This window comes from Companilactobacillus kimchii DSM 13961 = JCM 10707 (assembly GCF_001435445.1).
GTDB classification, from domain to species: domain Bacteria; phylum Bacillota; class Bacilli; order Lactobacillales; family Lactobacillaceae; genus Companilactobacillus; species Companilactobacillus kimchii.
This window is the reverse complement of the sequence record NZ_AZDH01000017.1, coordinates 84203-105457: the sequence shown is the minus strand read 5'-3', so window position 1 is coordinate 105457 and position 21255 is coordinate 84203. Positions and strand designations below refer to the sequence as shown.

General features: G+C 35.0%; 21 protein-coding genes. 4 read left to right on the top strand and 17 right to left on the bottom strand.

Going from position 1 to position 21255, the window contains the following annotated elements; all coding sequences use genetic code 11:
* Positions 1 to 15: 15 nt before the first annotated feature.
* The 8 genes from glyS to rpsU all read right to left on the bottom strand — a co-directional run bounded on the left by glyS (position 16) and on the right by rpsU (position 7172).
* Complete coding sequence (gene glyS / locus FC97_RS07520; RefSeq protein ID WP_054642142.1) at positions 16 to 2076, bottom strand: glycine--tRNA ligase subunit beta; 2061 nt, start codon at positions 2074 to 2076, stop codon at positions 16 to 18.
* Positions 2069 to 2977, bottom strand: a complete 909-nt coding sequence (glyQ, locus tag FC97_RS07515; protein ID WP_034544297.1) for a glycine--tRNA ligase subunit alpha — start codon at positions 2975 to 2977, stop codon at positions 2069 to 2071. The genes glyS and glyQ overlap by 8 nt, the downstream gene beginning before the upstream one ends.
* Positions 2978 to 3204: 227 nt before the next feature.
* A complete protein-coding gene (recO, locus tag FC97_RS07510; RefSeq protein ID WP_054642141.1) occupies positions 3205 to 3963 on the bottom strand; it encodes a DNA repair protein RecO in 759 nt (252 codons plus the stop codon).
* Positions 3963 to 4877 (bottom strand): GTPase Era, encoded by a 915-nt coding sequence (era, locus tag FC97_RS07505; protein ID WP_054642140.1) that lies wholly within the window; start codon positions 4875 to 4877, stop codon positions 3963 to 3965. Before era ends, recO begins: the two co-directional genes overlap by 1 nt.
* A 1-nt stretch (position 4878) precedes the next feature.
* Complete coding sequence (locus FC97_RS07500; RefSeq protein WP_304515790.1) at positions 4879 to 5325, bottom strand: cytidine deaminase; 447 nt, start codon at positions 5323 to 5325, stop codon at positions 4879 to 4881.
* Positions 5326 to 5420: 95 nt separating this feature from the next.
* Positions 5421 to 5891, bottom strand: coding sequence for an rRNA maturation RNase YbeY (gene ybeY / locus FC97_RS07495; protein ID WP_054642139.1), 471 nt, complete (start codon positions 5889 to 5891; stop codon positions 5421 to 5423).
* 15 nt (positions 5892 to 5906) lie between these two features.
* On the bottom strand, positions 5907 to 6884 hold the full coding sequence (locus FC97_RS07490; protein ID WP_054642138.1) for a PhoH family protein: 978 nt from the start codon (positions 6882 to 6884) through the stop codon (positions 5907 to 5909).
* 105 nt (positions 6885 to 6989) lie between these two features.
* On the bottom strand, positions 6990 to 7172 hold the full coding sequence (gene rpsU, locus FC97_RS07485; protein ID WP_010019742.1) for a 30S ribosomal protein S21: 183 nt from the start codon (positions 7170 to 7172) through the stop codon (positions 6990 to 6992).
* A gap of 122 nt (positions 7173 to 7294) precedes the next feature.
* On the opposite strand from rpsU, the gene FC97_RS07480 reads away from it, so the two are divergent.
* Positions 7295 to 8116, top strand: a complete 822-nt coding sequence (locus tag FC97_RS07480) for a pyruvate, water dikinase regulatory protein (protein ID WP_054642137.1) — start codon at positions 7295 to 7297, stop codon at positions 8114 to 8116.
* 19 nt (positions 8117 to 8135) lie between these two features.
* Here the strand turns inward: FC97_RS07480 and FC97_RS07475 are convergent, their stop codons facing one another.
* The 7 genes from FC97_RS07475 to hisS all read right to left on the bottom strand — a co-directional run bounded on the left by FC97_RS07475 (position 8136) and on the right by hisS (position 17225).
* The gene (locus tag FC97_RS07475) at positions 8136 to 9035 is read right to left on the bottom strand and encodes a deoxyribonuclease IV (protein WP_056968010.1); all 900 of its coding nucleotides are present in this window, start codon (positions 9033 to 9035) and stop codon (positions 8136 to 8138) included.
* A gap of 203 nt (positions 9036 to 9238) precedes the next feature.
* Positions 9239 to 11470, bottom strand: a complete 2232-nt coding sequence (locus FC97_RS07470; RefSeq protein ID WP_158163555.1) for a BspA family leucine-rich repeat surface protein — start codon at positions 11468 to 11470, stop codon at positions 9239 to 9241.
* Positions 11471 to 11991: 521 nt separating this feature from the next.
* A complete protein-coding gene (locus FC97_RS07465) occupies positions 11992 to 12870 on the bottom strand; it encodes a YitT family protein (RefSeq protein ID WP_025086126.1) in 879 nt (292 codons plus the stop codon).
* 66 nt (positions 12871 to 12936) lie between these two features.
* Positions 12937 to 13455 carry a peptide-methionine (S)-S-oxide reductase MsrA gene (gene msrA, locus FC97_RS07460; RefSeq protein WP_054642135.1) on the bottom strand — a complete coding sequence of 173 codons (519 nt, stop codon included), beginning with the start codon at positions 13453 to 13455 and terminating at the stop codon, positions 12937 to 12939.
* Positions 13455 to 13895, bottom strand: coding sequence for a peptide-methionine (R)-S-oxide reductase MsrB (msrB, locus tag FC97_RS07455; RefSeq protein ID WP_054642134.1), 441 nt, complete (start codon positions 13893 to 13895; stop codon positions 13455 to 13457). Before msrB ends, msrA begins: the two co-directional genes overlap by 1 nt.
* Positions 13896 to 14181: 286 nt before the next feature.
* Positions 14182 to 15951 (bottom strand): aspartate--tRNA ligase, encoded by a 1770-nt coding sequence (gene aspS / locus FC97_RS07450; RefSeq protein ID WP_054642133.1) that lies wholly within the window; start codon positions 15949 to 15951, stop codon positions 14182 to 14184.
* A 2-nt stretch (positions 15952 to 15953) separates the two neighbouring features.
* On the bottom strand, positions 15954 to 17225 hold the full coding sequence (gene hisS / locus FC97_RS07445) for a histidine--tRNA ligase (protein WP_054642132.1): 1272 nt from the start codon (positions 17223 to 17225) through the stop codon (positions 15954 to 15956).
* A gap of 374 nt (positions 17226 to 17599) precedes the next feature.
* Here hisS and FC97_RS07440 point away from each other — a divergent pair, with 374 nt between their 5' ends.
* The 3 genes from FC97_RS07440 to FC97_RS07430 all read left to right on the top strand — a co-directional run bounded on the left by FC97_RS07440 (position 17600) and on the right by FC97_RS07430 (position 19864).
* Positions 17600 to 18892: an N-acetylmuramoyl-L-alanine amidase family protein gene (locus FC97_RS07440; RefSeq protein WP_056968008.1), complete on the top strand. Its 1293-nt coding sequence runs from the start codon at positions 17600 to 17602 to the stop codon at positions 18890 to 18892.
* A gap of 86 nt (positions 18893 to 18978) precedes the next feature.
* Positions 18979 to 19497, top strand: coding sequence for a histidine phosphatase family protein (locus FC97_RS13240; protein WP_082397465.1), 519 nt, complete (start codon positions 18979 to 18981; stop codon positions 19495 to 19497).
* A 64-nt stretch (positions 19498 to 19561) separates the two neighbouring features.
* The gene (locus FC97_RS07430) at positions 19562 to 19864 is read left to right on the top strand and encodes a hypothetical protein (RefSeq protein WP_054642131.1); all 303 of its coding nucleotides are present in this window, start codon (positions 19562 to 19564) and stop codon (positions 19862 to 19864) included.
* Between the two features lie 352 nt (positions 19865 to 20216).
* On the opposite strand, the gene FC97_RS07425 is transcribed toward FC97_RS07430, so the two are convergent.
* Entirely contained in the window at positions 20217 to 20615 is a 399-nt protein-coding gene (locus tag FC97_RS07425) for a hypothetical protein (RefSeq protein ID WP_054642130.1), read from the bottom strand.
* 16 nt (positions 20616 to 20631) lie between these two features.
* The gene (locus tag FC97_RS07420) at positions 20632 to 21255 is read right to left on the bottom strand and encodes an HAD-IA family hydrolase (RefSeq protein ID WP_054642129.1); all 624 of its coding nucleotides are present in this window, start codon (positions 21253 to 21255) and stop codon (positions 20632 to 20634) included.

Sequence of the window (21255 nt, the reverse complement as noted above, 5' to 3'; positions counted from 1 at the left end):
ATACATATTACATTTCTATTTTGTAACGATCTTAGAAAGATCACCAAGCTTAGCAATCAAGTTGTTAGCAATAACCAATTGTGTTAAACGGTTATTCTTAACCTTTTCATCCTTAGCCATGATCATATTCTCATCGAAGTATGAATCAATTGTTGGACGTAGAGCTGCTAATTGTTTGAATAGATCTTCAGCATTATCATCACTAACTTTAGCTACTTGTTCTTTTAACTTAGCTTCTGATGGGTTTTCAAACAATGAATCGTCAACTGTCAAATCGTCTGAATAACCAAACTTAGCTTTCTTAGATAAGTTAACAATTCTACCTAATGCTTCCATGACAACTTTGAAGTCATCATCAGAAATATGATTTTGTAGCACTTTGGCAACGTCAATCATAGCGATTGGATCAACATTTGAACCGCCGGCAACAGCATCGATAATATCTCCACGAACAGCTTGTTGTTTCAATAGTTGACGTACACGGTCGATCATGAAGTCATCAATATCTTTTTCATGCTTGCTTAAGTCTAATTTAGCAGGAACTGTTAAGTTAGCTTTTAAGTAATCTTGAAGATCATTCAAATTCAATGACCATTGATATTGGTTAAGAATTCTAACGATACCATAAGCTTGACGGCGCAATGCATATGGATCATTTGAACCACTAGGAATCAAATCAACTGCATAGAAAGTAACTAATGAGTCTAATTTATCAGCAATAGCTAAAGCTGCACCAACTTTACTTGCAGGCACTTCACCTTCGGCTGAAATTGGCATGTAGTGTTCACGAACGGCATGAGCAACAGCTTCTGTTTCGCCCATAATTTCAGCATACTTTTCACCCATAACACCTTGTAGCTCTGGGAATTCATCAACCATGCTTGTTACTAGATCAAACTTGTAAATATCACTAGCACGTAGCAAGTCTTTAGTTTCAGTTTCATCTAGTTTGAATAATTTAGCCAAATGTTCAGCAATTTGGTGAACACGAGCCATTTTTTCATACATTGTACCGATTTTAACGTGGAAGTTAACTGATTTAAGTTTTTCAACGTAGTCAGCAATTGTCTTCTTTTGATCTTCCTTAAAGAAGAAATCAGCATCTTCTAGACGAGCAACAAGGACCTTTTCATTACCACGAATAACATTTTCGATATGTTCTGTATTACCATTTCTAACACCGATAAAGTAAGGAGCCAATTTCCCACTTTGGTCACGTACGTAGAAGTATCTTTGGTTATCCTTCATTGAAGTGATTAGAACTTCTTCAGGGATTTCCAAATATTTCTTATCGAATGAGCCGTAGAAAGTTGTTGGGAATTCAACTAAATTATTAACCTCTTCCAATAGGTCGGCATCAACGTCAATGTCCCAACTATTGTCAGTAGCAATTTTACTGATTTGGTCAGAAATAATTTGTTTGCGTTCTTTAGCATCAACGATAACAGATTGTGATCTCAATTTTTCAACATAGTTCTTAGCATCATCGATTTCAACATCTTCACCTAAGAATCTGTGTCCACGAGTCATACGTCCAGAAGTGATATCAAGAATCTTAACTGGTACTTCTTCAGTATCAAGTAGAGATACCAACCAGTGAATTGGACGGATATATTCGAAATCATATGAACCCCAACGCATTCTTGTAGGGAATGTGATAGCTTTAATAACTTCATCCATATGGCTCAATACATCTTCAACTTTTTGACCATCTTCATGTTTTTGAATATAGGCATATTCAACACCTTTTAGTTCTTCAAAGAAGATATCATCTGGTGTCATACCTTGTCCACGAGCAAATCCTTGTGCAGCTTTTGTCCAATTACCATCAGCATCTTGGGCAATCTTTTTAGATGGACCTTTAGCTTTAACATCAATATCAGTTTGTTTATCAGCAATACCTTTAACTAGGATTGTCAATCTTCTAGGGGTAGAAAACTTTTCAATTGAATCAAAAGAAATACGATTTTCTTTAAGAAATTTCTCTGCCCTTTGAGCAAATTGATTAACACTCTTAGTTACAACATGGGCTGGCATTTCTTCCAATCCAATTTCTAATAAGTAATTTTTAGTCATTTTCGTTCTCCTTTGCTTGACTGTTTGCTAGAAGTGGGAAGCCACGTTTCTTTCTTTCCTCGACAAAGGCCTTAGCAACCTTATGAGCCATCTTTCTAATACGTGATAAGAAAGCAGCACGTTCAGTAACAGAAACAGCACCACGAGCATCTAACAAGTTAAATGTATGTGAACACTTCAAGATGTAATCATAAGCCGGATGAACCAAACCTAGATCCATCAAACGGTTAGCTTCTTTCTCATATTCATCAAAGAATTTGAAAAGCATATCTTGATTACTTTCTTCAAATGAGTATTTTGAATGTTCATATTCTGGCTCTTTAAAGATATCACCGTACAAAACGCCGTCGCCCCATTCAAGGTCATAAACGGAATTTACATCTTGAATATATGATGCTAGACGTTCAACACCATAAGTAATTTCACTAGTTGTTGGATGACATTGAAGTCCTCCGACTTGTTGGAAGTATGTAAATTGAGAAACTTCCATACCATCAAGCCAAACTTCCCAACCAACACCGGCACAACCCATTGATGGGTTCTCCCAGTTATCTTCAACGAAACGAATATCATGTTCTAGTGGTTCAATACCTAAAGCACGTAATGAATCTAAATAATATTCTTGAATGTTTTCTGGAGCTGGTTTCATAACTACTTGGAATTGATGATGTTGGTATAAACGGTTAGGATTTTCACCATAACGACCATCAGCTGGACGTCTTGATGGTTCAACGTAGGCAGCATTCCATGGTTCTGGTCCAATTGCACGTAAAAATGTGTATGGACTCATTGTTCCGGCACCTTTTTCTGTATCATATGCTTGCATTAACATGCAGCCCTTACTACCCCAAAATTTTTGAAGAGTAAGAATCATATCTTGTATATTTAACTTCTTAACCATGTTTTCTCCCTTCAGGCGAAGCACAAAAAAATCCCTTGCAGTGTACACTTAGGCACTTTCTGCAAGGGACGATTATTCGCGGTTCCACCCTAATTCAGGACAAAGTCCTGCTCTTTTATATTCAAATGAAAATTATACGCCATAAATCTTAGTCAGGGCTTCCACCATCCCCTGTCGCTGTTTTCACATTTACAAATATAACCATTTTCATAAAGATTGTCAATTGGCTAAAAGCGCCAACGCTTCATTTTGTCGATAAAAGTTTTACTTTTAGGATAATATCCAACTGTGCCTAAATAAATAGCATCAATCGCATGTTGAATCAAATCTTTATTATTTTCTTTGATTTCAATCTTGCCGACCTGATCCAAACTGATTTTGCTAAACAGACGCAAAAAGTAGATGATCCGTTTTGGAATATGTAAGCGATGAATATCGTTATCAAAGTGATTTGAACAAATCAATCCACCTAAAAGAACTGAAAAGTCAAAGACTCCTTCAGTTTCACCGCCAACTACACAAGCATCCATATTGGGTTTAACTCCAAAAGCATCCAATAGCTTCATTTGCATGATATTGACAATGATCTGTGCATCATAACCATTATCAATGTACAGCAAAGCCTTAAAAAGTTCTCGATACCATCTATCTGGTACGGGATCATCAATAAAGGCTTCATGGTACAAATCAAATAGAAAAGTAGCATAGGCATTCAATTCAATATCTTGTACGATTTCATCAAATTGTTTGATATTACTAGCTGAATTCAAGTACGACAGACCATCATCCCGAACTACACCTGAGTATTCACCATATGAAAAGGTAATCACCGAGCCTGATATTTTTGATTTAGAATTTTGTGTACTACGAACCAAAAAAGTTCTAAAACCATATTCTTTCGTCAGAATTGTGACCAAAGCATCCCGTTCTTTATAACGTTGACGTCGTACAACAATTCCAAAGAAATTAGTTGCCGTTTGATGCATTAATTATTCAAGTCCTTCAATGAATAACCAGCACTAGCTAAAAAGGCTGGATCATCACGCCAATTTTTCTTAACACGTACCCAAAGCTTCAAATTGATCTTCTCACCTAACAAATGTTCAATCTTAATACGTGAACCAATACCAATATTCTTCAACATAGAACCGCCACGCCCAATAACAATAGGTTTTTGACTATCACGTTCAACGTAAATATAAGCCTCAATTTGAAGTTTACCAGCAGCACTACGTTGATTCATCGATTCAACCACAACCGCAATTGAGTGAGGAATCTCATCACGTGTATCTTCCAAAATCTTTTCACGAATCAATTCACCGACAATAAAGTATTCTGGGTGATCAGTAATTTGGTCATCAGCATAATATTGTGGTCCAACTGGCAAAGCCTTTGTCAAAGAATCGATCAAATCATCAACATTGTTACCATTGGTTGCAGAAATTGGAATAACTTCAGCAAAGTCCATCAAATCTTTGTATTCGTCGATTTGTGGCATCATTTCATCGGGATTGATCAAATCGATCTTGTTTAGAATTAAGAAAACTGGAGCCTTAACTTTCTTTAATTCCTCAATGATAAATTTATCCCCAGGGCCAGCTTTTTCTCCGGCTTCTGTCATGAATAGTACGGCATCAACTTCTTTAAGAGCTGAAATAGCAGCTTTATCCATATATTGATCCAAATCATTATGTGGTTTATGAATTCCTGGTGTATCCAAGAAAATAATCTGACGTTCATCATCAGTAAAAATTCCTTGAATCTTGTTACGTGTTGTTTGTGCTTTAGGTGATGTAATAGCAATTTGTTCTTTAATAATACGATTCATAAATGTTGATTTACCAACATTTGGGCGTCCAATAATTGCTACAAAACCTGATTTATAATTTTTATTATCCATATTAATTCATATCCTCATCACTGAATGCTAGTGGCAAAATTTCTTTGAAAGTATATTTCTTATAATCATTACGATTATTAGCTAAGAAAACAATATCATCTGGTCCCATAAATTCACTCATCACTTGACGACAAGCTCCACAGGGTTTTGACATCTCTTTGGTCCCATTAGTAATTACAATTGCCTTAACCTTCTTAGCACCTTCAGAAACAGCCTTAAAGATAGCTGTTCTCTCGGCACAATTAGTTAAACCAAATGAAGCATTTTCGACGTTAACACCAGAATAAACTTTGTCGTTATCACAAAGAATTGCTGCGCCAACCTGATAATGAGAATAAGGAGCATAAGCATTTTGCATAGCCTTATCAGCAATATCAAATAGCTGCTGTTCGTTAATTTCCACTAGTTTCAGTCTCCTTTTTGTATTTCTACTATGTTTATAATACAAGAGATTAAGCAAACTAAAAAGTAAAAGCTCACTTATTTTTCAAAATAAAAAAATAAGAGCAGGCAATCAAAATACAATTACCCACTCTCCTAATTTTATTTTTCTAAACCATAAGCACCCAAAATCTTTTCTTGTAAACCAATCATGACTTTCTCGTCTTCTTTCTTGATATGGTCATAACCATTCAAGTGAAGAATTCCATGCACAATTGTATAACCCAACTCACGATCAAATGAATGTTCATAGTCTTTAGCATGTTCTGCTACAATCTCAGTACTAATGAACAAGTCACCTAAATCAACTGGTAAATCAGGAATTTGATTCTCTAGATAATCTAGTGAATCCTCACCATCATTAATGGCAAAACTAATAACATCAGTCGCACGATCAACATTACGATACTCTTTATTAATATCATGAATACCATCTTTAGTTACAAAATGAATCGATAGTTGTGTATTTTCCTTTAATTCCAATTGATTAAAAGTAAATTGAACAATATCTTTCACCCAATTTTCTCTATCCTTGTCGATCAAATTATCATCATTAAAAATTTCTAAGTCCATAATAATTCCCCAATATTATTTTTCTTTTTTATCTGAATCCTCATAAGCGTCAATAATTTCAGCAACAACCGGATGTCTCACAACATCAGCTGATGTGAAGTTAACAAATTCAATGTGTGGCAAATTCTTTAAAACTGATTGTGCTTGGATCAAGCCACTACGAGTGTGACCAGGCAAATCGATTTGAGAAATATCACCATTAACAATCATTTTAGAATCAAAACCTAAACGTGTTAAGAACATCTTCATTTGTTCTCTAGTAGTATTCTGAGCTTCATCCAGGATGACAAATGATTCATCCAGCGTACGACCTCTCATATAAGCCAAAGGTGCAACTTCAATCACGCCTCTTTCAAGTAAACGACTAGTATGATCGGATCCTAAAATGGCATACAAGGCATCGTAGATAGGTCTCATGTATGGATCAACTTTTTCTTTAAGATCACCTGGTAAAAAGCCTAAACTCTCTCCGGCTTCGACAGCGGGTCTAGTGAGGATGATTCTTTGAACCTTACCTTGTTTCAAAGCGGCCACAGCCATAACAACGGCTAAATAAGTTTTACCAGTACCAGCAGGTCCAATACCAAAAGTAATGTCATTATGATTAATGGCATTGACATATTGTCTCTGACCAAAATTACGTACACGAACTGGTTTACCACTGAAATCTTTGATTAACTCGTCTTTATATAAGTCACCAAAATAATCCAATGTACCACGTTCATCCATCTTTAGCCCACTTACAATATCGGCTGACCCTAGAGTTACACCACTGTTGATTAATTCCATGAATTTATTTAGAAGATTTACAGCATGCTTAACATTGTCCTCTGCACCCGTAACGTCTAAACGATCGCCAAACGCATGAATTTCAACATTTAATCCTTCTTCAATTAAATGCAAGTTACTGTCATTTACACCAAAAAGGCTGATTGCGTTTTGAGGATTTTTGATTTGAATGCTTTCTTTACTTTGTTCAACTTTTTCTGTCAATAAAAACGAACCTCCATCTTACCTTGAATGATATCACAAAGCTGAATTTTTTTGACAAAAAAAAGGTTAAAACAATTTAAATTGTCTTAACCTTAAAAGAAACTATTAACGACGTTTCTTGTTGCGCTTGCGAGCAGCCTCTGACTTTAACTTTCTCTTGACACTTGGCTTTTCGTAAAACTCACGTTTTCTATATTCTTGAAGTGTACCACTCTTTGAAACAGAACGTTTGAATCGACGAAGAGCATCATCAAGCGACTCGTTTTCACGAACGACGGTTTTTGCCATATGATAATCCCTCCTTCCGCATTCTAACGTAACTGTCTATTGCTCTTGCAGTTCATATGTTATTATAACAAAAAGAAGATAATGTTCAAATCTTTTTTTACATTTTTTTGGAGGAATTTATTATGAAAGAGAAATTAAACGTCTTCGTCCTATCTGATGGTGTCGGTGAAACGGCTCTGAGAGTTGCTAAAGCAGCATTTGCACAGTTCCCCAACATGGATACAACTTATACTAAATATCCATTCGTAAAAAATAATCCGCAGCTAGAGAACATCCTAAATTTGGCAAAAGAGAAGCAAGCGGTCATTCTACACACAATTGTCTCAACTGAAATTTGTAATGTCATCAATGAATTTTGTCAGGACAATCATCTAGTTTATTACGATATTTTAAATCCAATCATCGGTACTTTCTCCCAAATGGTTCATCAAAAGCCTTTGCGTAAAAAGGGACTTTTACATGAATTGGATAAAGATTACTTTGACATGATCTCTGCCATGGAATTCACTGTAACTAATGATGATGGTCAAAACCCCAAAGGTTTCTTAGAAGCTGATTTAGTTCTCTTGGGTATCTCCAGAACCTCTAAAACGCCTCTATCACTCTATCTCGCCAATAAAAACATCAAGGTAGCCAATTTACCAATAGGTCCCTCATTGGCTATTCCAGACGAATTATGGGCCGTTGATCCACATAAGATAGTTGGATTAACTAATGATATGAACGTTTTGCAAAAAATTCGTCGTCAAAGAATGATTGCTTATGGTTTAGATGCTAACACTACTTATTCTGAAGAAGATGAAATTCAAAAAGAATTAGACTACTCAAATAAGATTTATGAAAAATTAGGCTGTCCTGTGATCAATGTGGCTGATCGTTCAATTGAGGAAACAGCTGCTATTATCATGGAACAATTAAATTTCAATGGATATAAGAAGAGCTAACTCAATTGAGTTAGCTTTTTTAATTGTTTTGAATCAGTTTTTCTTTCATTTCTGGATCAAACTTACCTGCACGAAGCATTTCAATTTCTGGCTTGAAAGGTGCGATTCCTTTTTTGTCATTCTCATCTTTTTTAACATAAGGTGTTTCCATAATTTTAGGAACGTTCTCCAGTTGTGGATGATGAGCTACATAATTTAGAGCATCAAAACCAATTGTTCCAAAGCCAATATCTTCATGACGATCTTTATGTGAACCAAGTTCATTTTTAGAATCATTCAAATGAATTACCGATAATTTATCTAATCCAATAATATGATCAAATTCATTAAGAACGCCATCAAAATCATTTTTAACATCATAGCCCGCATCACTCATGTGACAAGTATCCATCGTCACTGATAATTTGCTGTTATTAGCACAATTATCAAAGATTTCAGCCAACTGTTCAAAACTTGTACCGACCTCTGTACCTTTACCAGCCATTGTCTCAATTGCAATGGAAACTTTTTGATTAGGATCAATCGCTTCATTCAGAGCTTGCCCAATTTGTTTAAGCGCAACATCTGGTCCCTGCTTCAAGTGTGCCCCTGGATGAAAGCTTAGCGCCTCAATCCCTAATGCATCAGCACGCTTTATTTCGTCATGCATAAAGGAAATTCCAAATTTAAGATTTTCCGGTTTTACTGTATTGCCCAAATTAACGATATATGGTGCATGACCAATAACATGGTCAATCCCATAAAGTTTTAATAAGCGTTGGCCTTCTGGAATATTCATTTCTGAAACATCTTTACGACGTGTGTTCTGCGGTGCACCTGTAAAAATCATCATTGCATTAGCGCCGTAACTATGGGCTTCTCTAGCAGAACCTGCTAACATTTTAGGTGCCTTCATGGCAACGTGTGAACCAATTATCATTTAAATTTCTCCCTCTTTAACAAATCAGATAAGTTAAATTCTATACCTTATTATTCTCGTATTAAAACACAAGCACCGAACCTAACACAAAAAATAATAACATTAAAAATGTTTCAGTTGAGGGCATCATTTCAGATTCAACAGAATAGAACATCATCGTAGGTTAAAGAATCAAAGATACTCAATTGCTATCAATAAGGATTTTAAATACTACTCGTAAGGGTCCAATCTAAGGTTGTCGAATAATTACCATTCAATGCATACTTATCATTATTCATATTTAGTAAAACACCATGATACCTATCCCACTTCAAATCATTGGTTCCCACACCAATTTTCCCATCATAAATTTCGGTTGGTTCTGATGAAAGAACATTATCATTACCAGTACCCTTAAAAATCAGTACATTATTTAAAGTTTTTGTATTATCAGAAACATCCGTCAGAGGCTTTTCCATTGAAACTGATAAAGATGACTGCATAGCCTCTTCTGGATAATTATCATTCGTGATCTCTATAGAAAATTCATTTATCTTTCGATAAACCAAGCCTGAATAACTTGAAACATTCCCAAACTCTATGTCGGGCACCTCCAAAAATATGTCAGTTTTAGGTTGCTGTTGCCAAACATAAGTGACGGCAGAACTTCCAGGTGAAGAGAATTTCTTCATAATTGCCTCATTAGTTATCAAATCACCGACCGGTACATGATCAGTACCTCCATTCACTTTATCGACCTCTTGCCATCTATCACTATCTGCTTTATAAGATGTACCCGAAATAGCCGTTCCTGAAACCGGCGCAGGAATTCCTGATGACGTTCGTAATACCACTTTTGGACCTAGCTCTATTTTCCAAAGGGAAGTATCATTAGTAAAAATATTATCAACATTACTATTTTCAGTTTCATTAGTTGAAACAACATCGGCAGCTTTAGTAGTATCAAAATTTGAAAGATCTAGTGTTTCCAAACTGGTCATCGAACTAAACATAGAATTAAAATCTTTTGCATTAGAAGTATCCCAATTTTCTATTGGCAAATCAGTTAATGTTTTTGCGTTATAAAAGGTTTTGGAAAAACTTGTAACTTTTGAAACATTCCAATTTTGCAAAGGGATTGTTGTTGCACCACTAAACCCCGAAAACATTGAACTCATACTGGTCAAGGAATTAGTATTCCAATTTTTCAAAAAATTCATATCAAATATTTCTGCGTCAGCAAACATATTATTCATTGATGTTACTTTGGAAGTATCCCAGTCGGCGATATTGAATTCACTAGTATCACTAAGATTGGTCCCTTTGAACATATAATTCATGCTAGTCACCGAGCTAGTATCAAAATCTCCAATTACCTTCTTTAAATTACTTGCACCGATAAAAAGATAATCCATTGACTTAATACTGGATGTATCATATTTAGACAAATCAATAGTCTTAAAACTCGTAAAACTAAACATTCCTGCCATATTGGTAACCTTATCGGTTACCAATGTTTGATACCCTTTTAAATTATCCTCATTTAATAAATGAGAGTTATAAAACATATACCCTGCATTGGAAAGGCTAGTTGTTTTCCATTTAGAAATATCCAGTCCCGTTAAATTAGAATTTCCTGAAAACATATAATTCATATCTTTGACATTAGAAACATCCCAATTTTCAAGAAAAGATAAATCAGTCTCTTTAGTATTACTAAACATACTACTCATACTAGTTACTTTTGATGTATTCCAATCAGCAATATTCTTCACTTTATCAATGTTATTATCACCTGAAAACATACCATCCATTTTGGTTACACTGGAAATATTCCAATTGCTTAAATCTAATGAATCAAAAACTGTATTTTTAAACAAATAATTCATTATATTCACTTTTGAAACATTCCAATTTTTAATCTCATCGGAATCACCCTTTGTGAAATCAACACCAGAAAATGTATAACTTAAGTTTGTTACATTAGAGGTATCAAACTTAGATATATCCATACTAGTCAGTGACTTATCATTTATAAATAAATAGCTCATATCTGTACATTTTGAGGTATTCCAAGTATTCAAACCACTGATTTGAGTTAGATTAGAGTCATTTCTAAAAAAGGCTTTTAAGGTAGTAGCGTTAGAAACATCCAAATTTGTAACGTCAATAGTTTTAACATTAGTCAATCCCGAGAATGGCCCATAATCCCCACTCGTACCTAAAATACTGACCCCTTTATCAACAGAAACACTAGTAATTGAACTAGCATATGAAATCCAGCTTCCTTGACCATCTGCTAAAACCCCAGCATGAATTGTTAATTTACCATCACCATCAATATCCCACGTACAAGTGCCATCTTTACCGCTACTAACAATAGTCGTCGTTAATGGTGTGAGTAATAAAGAAGTCGTACTTTTGTTAGTCGTCAAATCATTATTTATAGTCATCATTTTATGAATGCCAATTGTGGTATCCGCTTTGACTGTTTGATTATTATTTAAAAAAATTGTTGCTATTAAAAAAGTACTAATTAACACAAAAAACAATCGATAATTTACATTATAAATATTTATTTTCTTCCCAAAATAAAACATACAAATATCAATCCCTTCGTCATCAGAAGTATACAACATAAAGAATTATTAAATATCTCTTTTATAAAACATTTTGTAAGTGGCAAATATTTTATAAATTTCATTTGTATGCAGAAAATTTTCTACAAATCAAGATTGCATTGTATATTGATATATCAAGGATAGTTACAACAATATTATTTAATTAATAAAATATTTATTCTTAATCAATCTTTTTTTAATTACAGCGACAAGCAAAAAAGGCACTTTTAATACTAAAATCAATCAATATTATGACATTAACAGCAAATATAAAGTATTATTCTTAAGTCATATCGTCAAACATGGGCAAGTAATTTCGACAAAAAAAAAGACGAAACCAAACGGTTTTGTCCTTTTTAATATATATGAGCCTGGTAAAATCGTCCCATGACTTTGACAGTATCCGTGACACTGACAAACGCATGCGGATCTGAATTAATCATCGCAGTCTCTAAATCATGTAACTCAGCACGTGAGATAACTGTAAACAGAATCGTTTTCTCTTCATGTTTATAAGCACCCTCGGCATCATGCACGATCGTAATACCACGTCTCATTTCATTTTGAATTTGCGTAATAACATTCTTAGGTTTGGAAGTAACAATCATAACTTGAAGTTTTTGATCTTTATTATAGATCATATCGATAACTTGACCGTTAATAAAAATACTGACCGCACTATACAAAGCATGTACCCAACCAAACAAGAAACCAGCACAAGCAACGATAAAGATATTAAACATAATATTAATCGTTCCTACACTTTTACCAGTTTTCTTACGCAAAATAATTCCTAAGATATCAATTCCACCAGTTGAAATACCATTTCTTAATGCCATCCCCGTACCAAATCCATTAGCTACAGCACCAAAAATTGCACACACTAACGGATCAGCAGTGATTTTGATTGGCGGCAACAAATGCATCATCGTACTGGCCAAAGCTACCGCAATCACTGTAAAAACAGTAAACTTGTGATCAATTTTTCGCCAGGATAACACAAACAGTGGCGCATTCAATGCAAAATACATTACCGCCGTCGATAAATTAAACGGCAGCCATCGATGTGAAATTGTTGAAATCAGCTGAGCGGCACCAGTTACACCAGAACCATAAATTCCACCTGGTGTCCAAAACATGTTAACCGCAACCGACACAGCAATTGAATATAAAAATGCTACTGAAACTTTGGATAAGTATTGATGTCTTTCGATCAACTTATCTAATTCACCCATGCTAAAAGTTCTCCTAATTGTCTTAAGTTACCTAAACATATTAGCACAAATGATCAAACATTTAGATTATTTCTGATGTTTTTTAATAAATTCCCCACGACCGCCGCTTTCTTCAAGTTCATATCTTAAAGGATTCTTTTTGTAAAAGTCTTGGTGGTAGTCTTCAGCGTCATAAAATGGCTCAGCAGGAAGAATTTGCGTCACAATAGGATCATCGAATTCTCCAGATTTAGCTAAGTCTTCTTTAGATTTTTCAGCAACGACTTTTTGTTCTTCATTGGCATAATAAATTACTGGGCGGTAGTTGTCGCCACGATCCTGAAACTGACCCATAGCATCAGTTGGATCAGCGACTTGCCAGTATGTTTCAACTAATTGTTGATATGAAATAACATCGGCGTCATAAGTTATCTTAACAGCTTCAGTATGGCCCGTGGTACCAGTACATACTTGTTCATAAGTTGGATTAACGACATGACCACCAGTATAACCGGAAATAACAGAAATAATACCAGGTTGTTGGTCAAAAGGGCTAACCATACACCAGAAACAGCCCCCAGCAAAAATTGCAGTTTCTTTTTTCATTATTCTGCATCTCCCTCTTCGACGTATTTCTTATAGTCTGAGTATCCTTTTTCATCCATTTCTTCATATGGGATAAATTTCAAGGCTGCTGAATTAATACAGTATCTTAAGCCACCTAATTCTTGTGGTCCATCAGTGAAAACATGACCTAAATGAGAATCAGCATTTTCACTTCTTACTTCGGTTCTTTCTCTACTTAATCTAGTATCACGTTTTTCCTTTAATTTAGCAATTGGTTCACTAAATGAAGGCCAACCACAACCAGCATCATATTTTTTAGCTGATGAGAATAGAGGTTCACCACTTGCGATATCAACATAAATACCCTTTTGGTAAAAGTCATCGTACTTTCCACTAAATGGACGCTCTGTTGCTGCATTTTGAGTTACATCTAATTCCTCATTAGATAAACCCTCTAAATTTTTCTTATACTCTGCCATAAAAAACACTCCTTCTCTATTACTACAGGTTTAAGTATAAACATCAGAAATATTAAATCTAGAAATATGCTCAAAAGCATACTCCCACAATTGGTTAGATTGTTAAATTGTACACAATTTAAATAATTTTCTAATATTGTTCTAAGTTTACAACAATAAACTATTATATTGCAATGAAATATCTGGATATAAAAATATTATACTTTCATAGGCTTTTCATTTTCAGTTGAAAACAAATAACCGTGGTAATGATCATTTTAGATCATTACCACGGTTACTTTGCTCTCTAGTCTTTTTTACTTACTTCAATACCTAAATCATCCAATTGTTGTTTTGCAACTTCAAGTGGAGCGTGTGTCATTGGTTCTGTAGCATTTGAGTTCTTAGGGAAAGCAATAACATCTCTGATATTATCCTTACCTGAAAGAAGCATAGCAAATCTATCCAAACCAATAGCCAAACCACCATGTGGTGGACAACCATATTGTAAAGCATCTAGTAAGAAGCCAAATTGTTCATAGGCTTTTTCCTTAGTAAAGTTCAATGCTTTAAGCATCTTCTCTTGAATCTTGTAATCGTGAATACGGATTGATCCACCACCAAGTTCATAACCATTCAAGACAATATCATAACTTTGGGCATAAGCTTTATGAGGATCTTCACCATCATTTAGATAGTGAACATCTTCTTCATTTGGCATTGTGAATGGATGATGAGCAGCAGTCCAGCGTTGGATTCCTTCATCATATTCAAACAATGGCCAGTTAACAACCCAGATAAAGGCAAATTCATTTGGATCATACAAGTGTTGTTCCTTAGCAATTGCTTTTCTCAAATAACCTAAAGCGTCAGCAACAACTTTTTTCTTATCGGCAACAAATAGTACTAAGTCATTATTTTCAAGGCCTAGACGATCAACAAGAGCATCTTTGTGATCCTTGATAAACTTAGATACCCCACCTGTCATATCATCGTCATTGTACTTGAACCAAGCAAGTCCCTTAGCACCAAAACGCTTGATATATTCTTGATAACTTTCGATATTCTTACGTGAATATTTATCAGCGGCATTTTTAACAACGATAGCCTTAACTTGACCACCATTATCAATAGTATTCTTAAAGACTTTAAATTCAGTATCTTTCAAAACATCGTTTAAGTTTTGTAATTCCATACCAAAACGAACATCTGGTTTATCTGAACCATAACGATCCATAGCATCGTCCCAGTCAATTCTTGGGAATGGAGTTTTAACTTCAATACCTTTTTCATCCTTCATGACACGAGCAATAAGTCCTTCAGTAACGGTTTGAATTTCTTTCTTGTTCATGAATGAAGTTTCAATATCAATTTGTGTAAATTCTGGTTGACGATCACCACGAAGATCTTCATCACGGAAACAATGAGCCAATTGGAAGTAACGATCAAAACCACCGACCATCAACAATTGTTTGAACAATTGTGGTGATTGTGGAAGTGCAAAGAAACGTCCAGGGTAAACACGTGAAGGAACAAGATAATCACGAGCACCTTCTGGTGTTGATGGTGTTAGATTTGGTGTTTCAATGTCAATAAAACCATTGTCATATAGATATTCGTTAACTGAATGCTTGATTTGTGCACGAGTTCTGATTGCTTTTTGCATCTCAGGTCTACGTAAGTCAAGGTAACGATACTTTAACTTAGTTTCTTCAGATGAATCGATATCATCTTTAATTTCAAATGGTGGTGTCAATGATTTATTAAGAATTTCAACTTTTTCAACAACAACTTCAACCTTACCAGTTGTCATTTCATCATTTGTAGCACCCTCGCCACGAAGTCTAACTGTACCGATTACATTGATAACATATTCTGATCTCAATGTTTCAGCCACATCAAGTACGTCTTGATGATCAGTATTAAATACTAATTGAACAATTCCTTTATAATCTCGTAGATCGACGAATACTAATCCACCTAAATCACGACGACGTTGAACCCAACCGTCTAGAGAAACTTTTTGACCAACATACTTTTCAGTAATATTGCCACAATAATCTGTTCTTTCTTCCATATTTATCCCTCGATTTTTTTCAATTCTTCGGCTAAGTTTTCCAATGATACACTAACTTGTTCACCAGTTGCCATGTTTTTAACATTAGCTGTATCATTTTCTAACTCTGTATCACCAATAGTTACAGTGTATTTAGCATTCAAATTATTGGCCGTCTTGAATTGAGCTTTAATTTTTCTTTGTAGATAATCCTTATCCGCAACAAAACCTGCTCTACGCAAGTTAGAAAGAATCTTCACTGAAGCACGTTCAGCTTTTTCCCCAATTGTCACCAAGTAAACATCCAAAGTATTTTGACTTGGAATATCCTCATCCTTAAGTAACAACATTAAACGTTCCACACCAAGTCCAAATCCGATACCTGGTGTTTCTGGTCCACCAAGTTCTTCAACAAGACCATTGTAACGGCCACCAGCCAAAACAGTGATTTCTTTATTGTCGAATGCAGGATCAGTTACCATAAATTCAAAAATAGTATGGTTATAATAATCAAGTCCACGAACCATTGTTGAATCAACTTCGTAATTTATATTGAGATCATCTAACAATGATTGTAGATATTCAAAACGACTCTTAGAAGCATCATTCAAGTAATCTAAGATAGACGGTGCATTGGCAACAATTTTCTTGTCCTCTGCATCCTTACTGTCAAGGATACGTAATGGATTCTTTTCTAAACGAACCTTTGAGTCATCGCTCAATTGATCTTTGAATGGTGTGAAGTAGTCGACTAAAGCTTTATGATAAGCCGCACGTGATTCTGGATCTCCTAATGAGTTCAAAGCCACCTTCAAATTCTTAATTCCCAAACGATTTAGGAATTCTAGACCTACAGAAATAATTTCAGCATCTAATTCAGGAGAATCTGAGCCAAAGGCTTCAACGCCAATTTGATGAAATTGGCGTTGACGACCAGATTGTGGACGCTCATATCTGAACATTGGACCCTTGTACCAAACTTTATAAGGCTTGATGTGTTCTGGTCCATATAATTTATTTTCAACGTAAGCACGAACAACGCCTGCTGTTCCCTCAGGTCTCAAAGCAATATGTCTATCACCCTTATCTTTAAAGTCATACATTTCTTTTGAAACAATATCAGATGTATCACCTGACGAACGTTCAAAAACTTCATATGATTCAAAGATTGGTGTTCTGATTTCAGAAAAACGATACTTATTAAAAGTATCTTGAGCAACAGATTCTACATATTGCCATTTTTCTGATTCTCCAGGCAAGATGTCCATTGTCCCTTTTGGTTTTTGATAACGCATAAAATCCTCCTTAATAAAAAAACACCCCTGTCTAATTCAGACAAGGGTGCTTTTTTGCACGGTACCACCTAGTATTTTTGCTGCAGTTAACGCCTGCCAAACGATTAGAATCGTCACGCAATCAATTACTATCTGTTCTCAGCAGCCAGATTCTCTGTAAGGTAATTATCTGATTTCGAATATATTTATAAACTATCCGAAATAACCTTTAAAGTCAAGGCAGATTTAGAATTTATTGGGTATATGTGAAAATTTATCCCTTCTTTTACGAAGTTTTTCCAAAAAATTCACATTGTATCTTTCAAGTTAGCGCTTTTTTCAGTAATATATACATATAGTAGTATCGGTAAATAGACCACAAAGGAATCAGTTAAATGAAAAAAATAATTCAATTATTCATTAAGAACCGGATTCTTGTTGCTATTTTGTTATTACTTGCCTTATCGAGTTGGTCAACGGTTGCTTTAGCTAGTGCCAACTCAGTCGTCGTTCAATCGGACTCAGTTAATGTTCGTGTTGGACCCGGACTAGCCTATGCTAATATGGGTCAAGTCAAAAAAGGTGACAAACTAGCTATCCTAGCTGAAAAAAACAAATGGTATCAAGTAAGATTATCCGGAGATAAAATTGGCTGGATTGCCAGCTGGTTAATCGACAATACCGAAGTAAGCTCAGCCACTAATAAAGTGGGTATTGTCAAAGTACCGAACACGACTGTATTCAAAAATGCTGATGCAAATAGTAATGTTCTCGGAACGATTGAACAATCAGAGAAAGTAACTATCATGTATCAAGAACAAGATTGGACACAGATCCTGTATAACGGTACTGCTGGTTGGGTCAAATCCAACTTCATCCAAGGAACTCAGAAAACTTCTGGGTCCTCAAATACTTCTGACAACGATATTAAAACAGTAACTGTCACACAGCCAAATACTAAAGTTAGAATTGAACCAAATCAAAGCGGACGAGTTGTTAAATCTGTTAAAGTCGGTAAAAAATTTGATTACCTAAGTAAAGATGGTAAATGGTATAAAGTACGTGATTCTGATGGAACAGTTGGTTATGTTGCCAGTTGGGTTGTTACTATTTCAGGAACTAAGAGTGCCGTTAAGTCAGCTGCAACAAATATTTCTGAGGCCACAATTGTCTTAGATCCTGGTCACGGTGGCGACGACTCTGGTGCCGAATCAAAGAAAGATACATTTGAAAAGAACTTTACTCTCAAATATGCCAAGGCCATCAAACAACAACTTGAAAGGACTGGCGCTCGTGTTGTTATGACTCGTTCTGGTGATAATAGTAAGTCTCTTGGTGAACGTGCTCGTCTCTCTAGCAAGATTCAGGCTGATGCCTTTATCAGTCTGCATTTCGATTCCAGTGCTCAAGCTAATTCTGGTTCTGGTGTTACAACTTATTACTATAATCGCAATAAAGATGGTAAATTGGCCGATGACATTAATAGTCAATTGAAGGGCTTGTCTATTGGTAGTCGTGGTACAGCACAAAAAGATCTGTACGTTTTACATTACAATAGTCAACCTTCAATCTTAATTGAGTTAGGCTATATCAACTCAACCAGCGACTATAAGTACATTAATTCTGATAAATATCGTGAACAAGTAGCCCAAGATGTTACAAACGGTTTAAAAGAATATTTTAAATAATTAAAAAGAAAGCTCTTTCAATCTAATTAATGATTGAGAGAGTTTTTTTGGTATAGTAGAAGAAAACACCAAAGAAGATATTAAAAATGAAAATATACTTAATTCGTCACTCCGAACCAGACTTCTCTCAAGTCGACGCCGCAGGTTACACAGGGTTAGCACGTGATTTAACTAGATTGACACCTAACGGTATCAAAATTGCTGACAAAGCCGCTCAAAATCCCGCTTTTAATGAAATACAAATATTATTAATCTCCCCCTACACTCGCACAATGCAGACAGCACAGGAGATTCTTAAATATCATCAAATACCTAATCAAGTCGAACTATTGCTGCACGAATGGCGTCCTGATAAATCTGGTAAAATGGATGTCACTGAAGAACAATTAGCTTTAGCCTACAAAGATTATTTGAATGATACTCACAGGTCAGATTTGGATTTTGAAACACGTGATGAAGTCATGCAACGAGTCAATTCCGTTTTTAACCGCTATAAGGACAAATATTCTTGCATCGGTTGCGTTACTCATGGTGGCGTGATGACTCAATACACAGGTGATCGCATGACTCCTTTTTGCGGAATTTACGAAATTAATTACAAATAATTTATTTAATATATTTTTAATTTTGTTATAATACCTTTAATGAATTACTGAGGGGACCTTTTATATGCGTAATTTCAAAAACTTATTACCCAAAAAGAGCACTGCGGAACTGTACGATCAGGACGGCAAGTTGCCTAAATTATTTAGAACTTACAATAAGCGACAATATTTCGAACTATTTATTGGTTTGGCCACATTGATGATTCGAGGAGTTGGTATTTTATTCTTAATCGCTTCCCTGTTGGATCTTTATGTTTTTTCTTACGTACTCAATGTTCGAAATTTAGACACCGGCAAAACATTTCTCATGGATAAACCTGAATGGAAAAAATATCGACAACAATACAAAAAAATAGCCGAAGAATAAGGGGCATTTCTATATGAAAGTTTATTTGATTCGACATTCAGAAACGGATTTTTCACAGGTCGATAGTCATCACTATGTTGGCCTACGAAACTGGGCCAGAAATAATTGAACGTGTCAGTTCACTACTCGACAAATATAAAGATAAAGATAAATATGATTGCATTGGTTGTGTTTGATCAAGTTATTCGCTGGATGGCAGGTATGGATATGAACTCCAACATGCCATACTGTGGTATTTATCAACTAATGTAAAACAACAGCACCTATCTAGGATAAAACGTAGGCACAAGATTTTAATAATCATGTAACTACGTTCCCAAATAGATGCTGTATTTTTATTTCCAAAAACTATTTACTCGTCTGTACTAGTGTGAATGCAACTGCTCAAGACTAATCTGATTTCTTCCAGATCATCTTTCTTCAATTGATCAGCCTCTTTAATTTTTTTCATTAATTCTGACAATTGATTTCTTTCTGATTCATTATCTAAATCTAATTCACGTCCATTTTGACGTAAGAAGAAATCCAAGGCAACTAATGTTGTCTGTTGATTATATTTCTCAAAAATATCATCACAGATCATCGTACAAACCAAATGGGTTGCATAGAGTTCCAAATCGTTAAACTGATTCAAAAACTCAAGATTACTCTTTAATCTTTTTTCACTAAAAACAATCTCATCGCCAGATTCAATTTGTAAATGTAATGCCACAATTTGATCATACGTTAATTTTACTAATTCAGTATCCAAAAATATATCCTCATGTTTAAATAATTTTTTCAATCTCTAATAAATCGCTAACTCGATTCTCATAATCAAAATCAACTTCTTGATCATTGAGTAAGATAGTATGGGCGCCAACCCCTTTACCAAACTTAACATCAATTTCTCGATCGCCAACTATCCAAAGATCATCTTTAGATAAGCCATATTTTTCTATCAAATATTCCAGCATCTCTGGATTAGGCTTACGCTTATAACCATTTTCAACACTAATAATTTCCTTAAAGTAATGCTCAATTCCCAGTGACTTCGCTAAATCGTAAATAGATTGATCACGATGTGTCACAATAAATTGCATATAATGTTTTTCATCACAATACTCTAAAACGTTCTTGATATGAGGAACCAATGTGATTTTATCGTGATATTCCTTTTCATATCTATGATAGACACTATAGAACAAATCGACAGCTTGCTTAGGATCTTCTTGGTCCTTTAACAATTCAGCTACAAATTGACGAACTGAAGTCTTTTTTGATTCCTTAAAGATAGTATCTTTTGATAAACTAATATCGAAATTTTCTCGTAGTGATCTCTGTGTAGCAGATACGATTCCTGGGTAACTATTAGCAATCGTGTCATCAAAATCCCAAACAATACTTTTCAT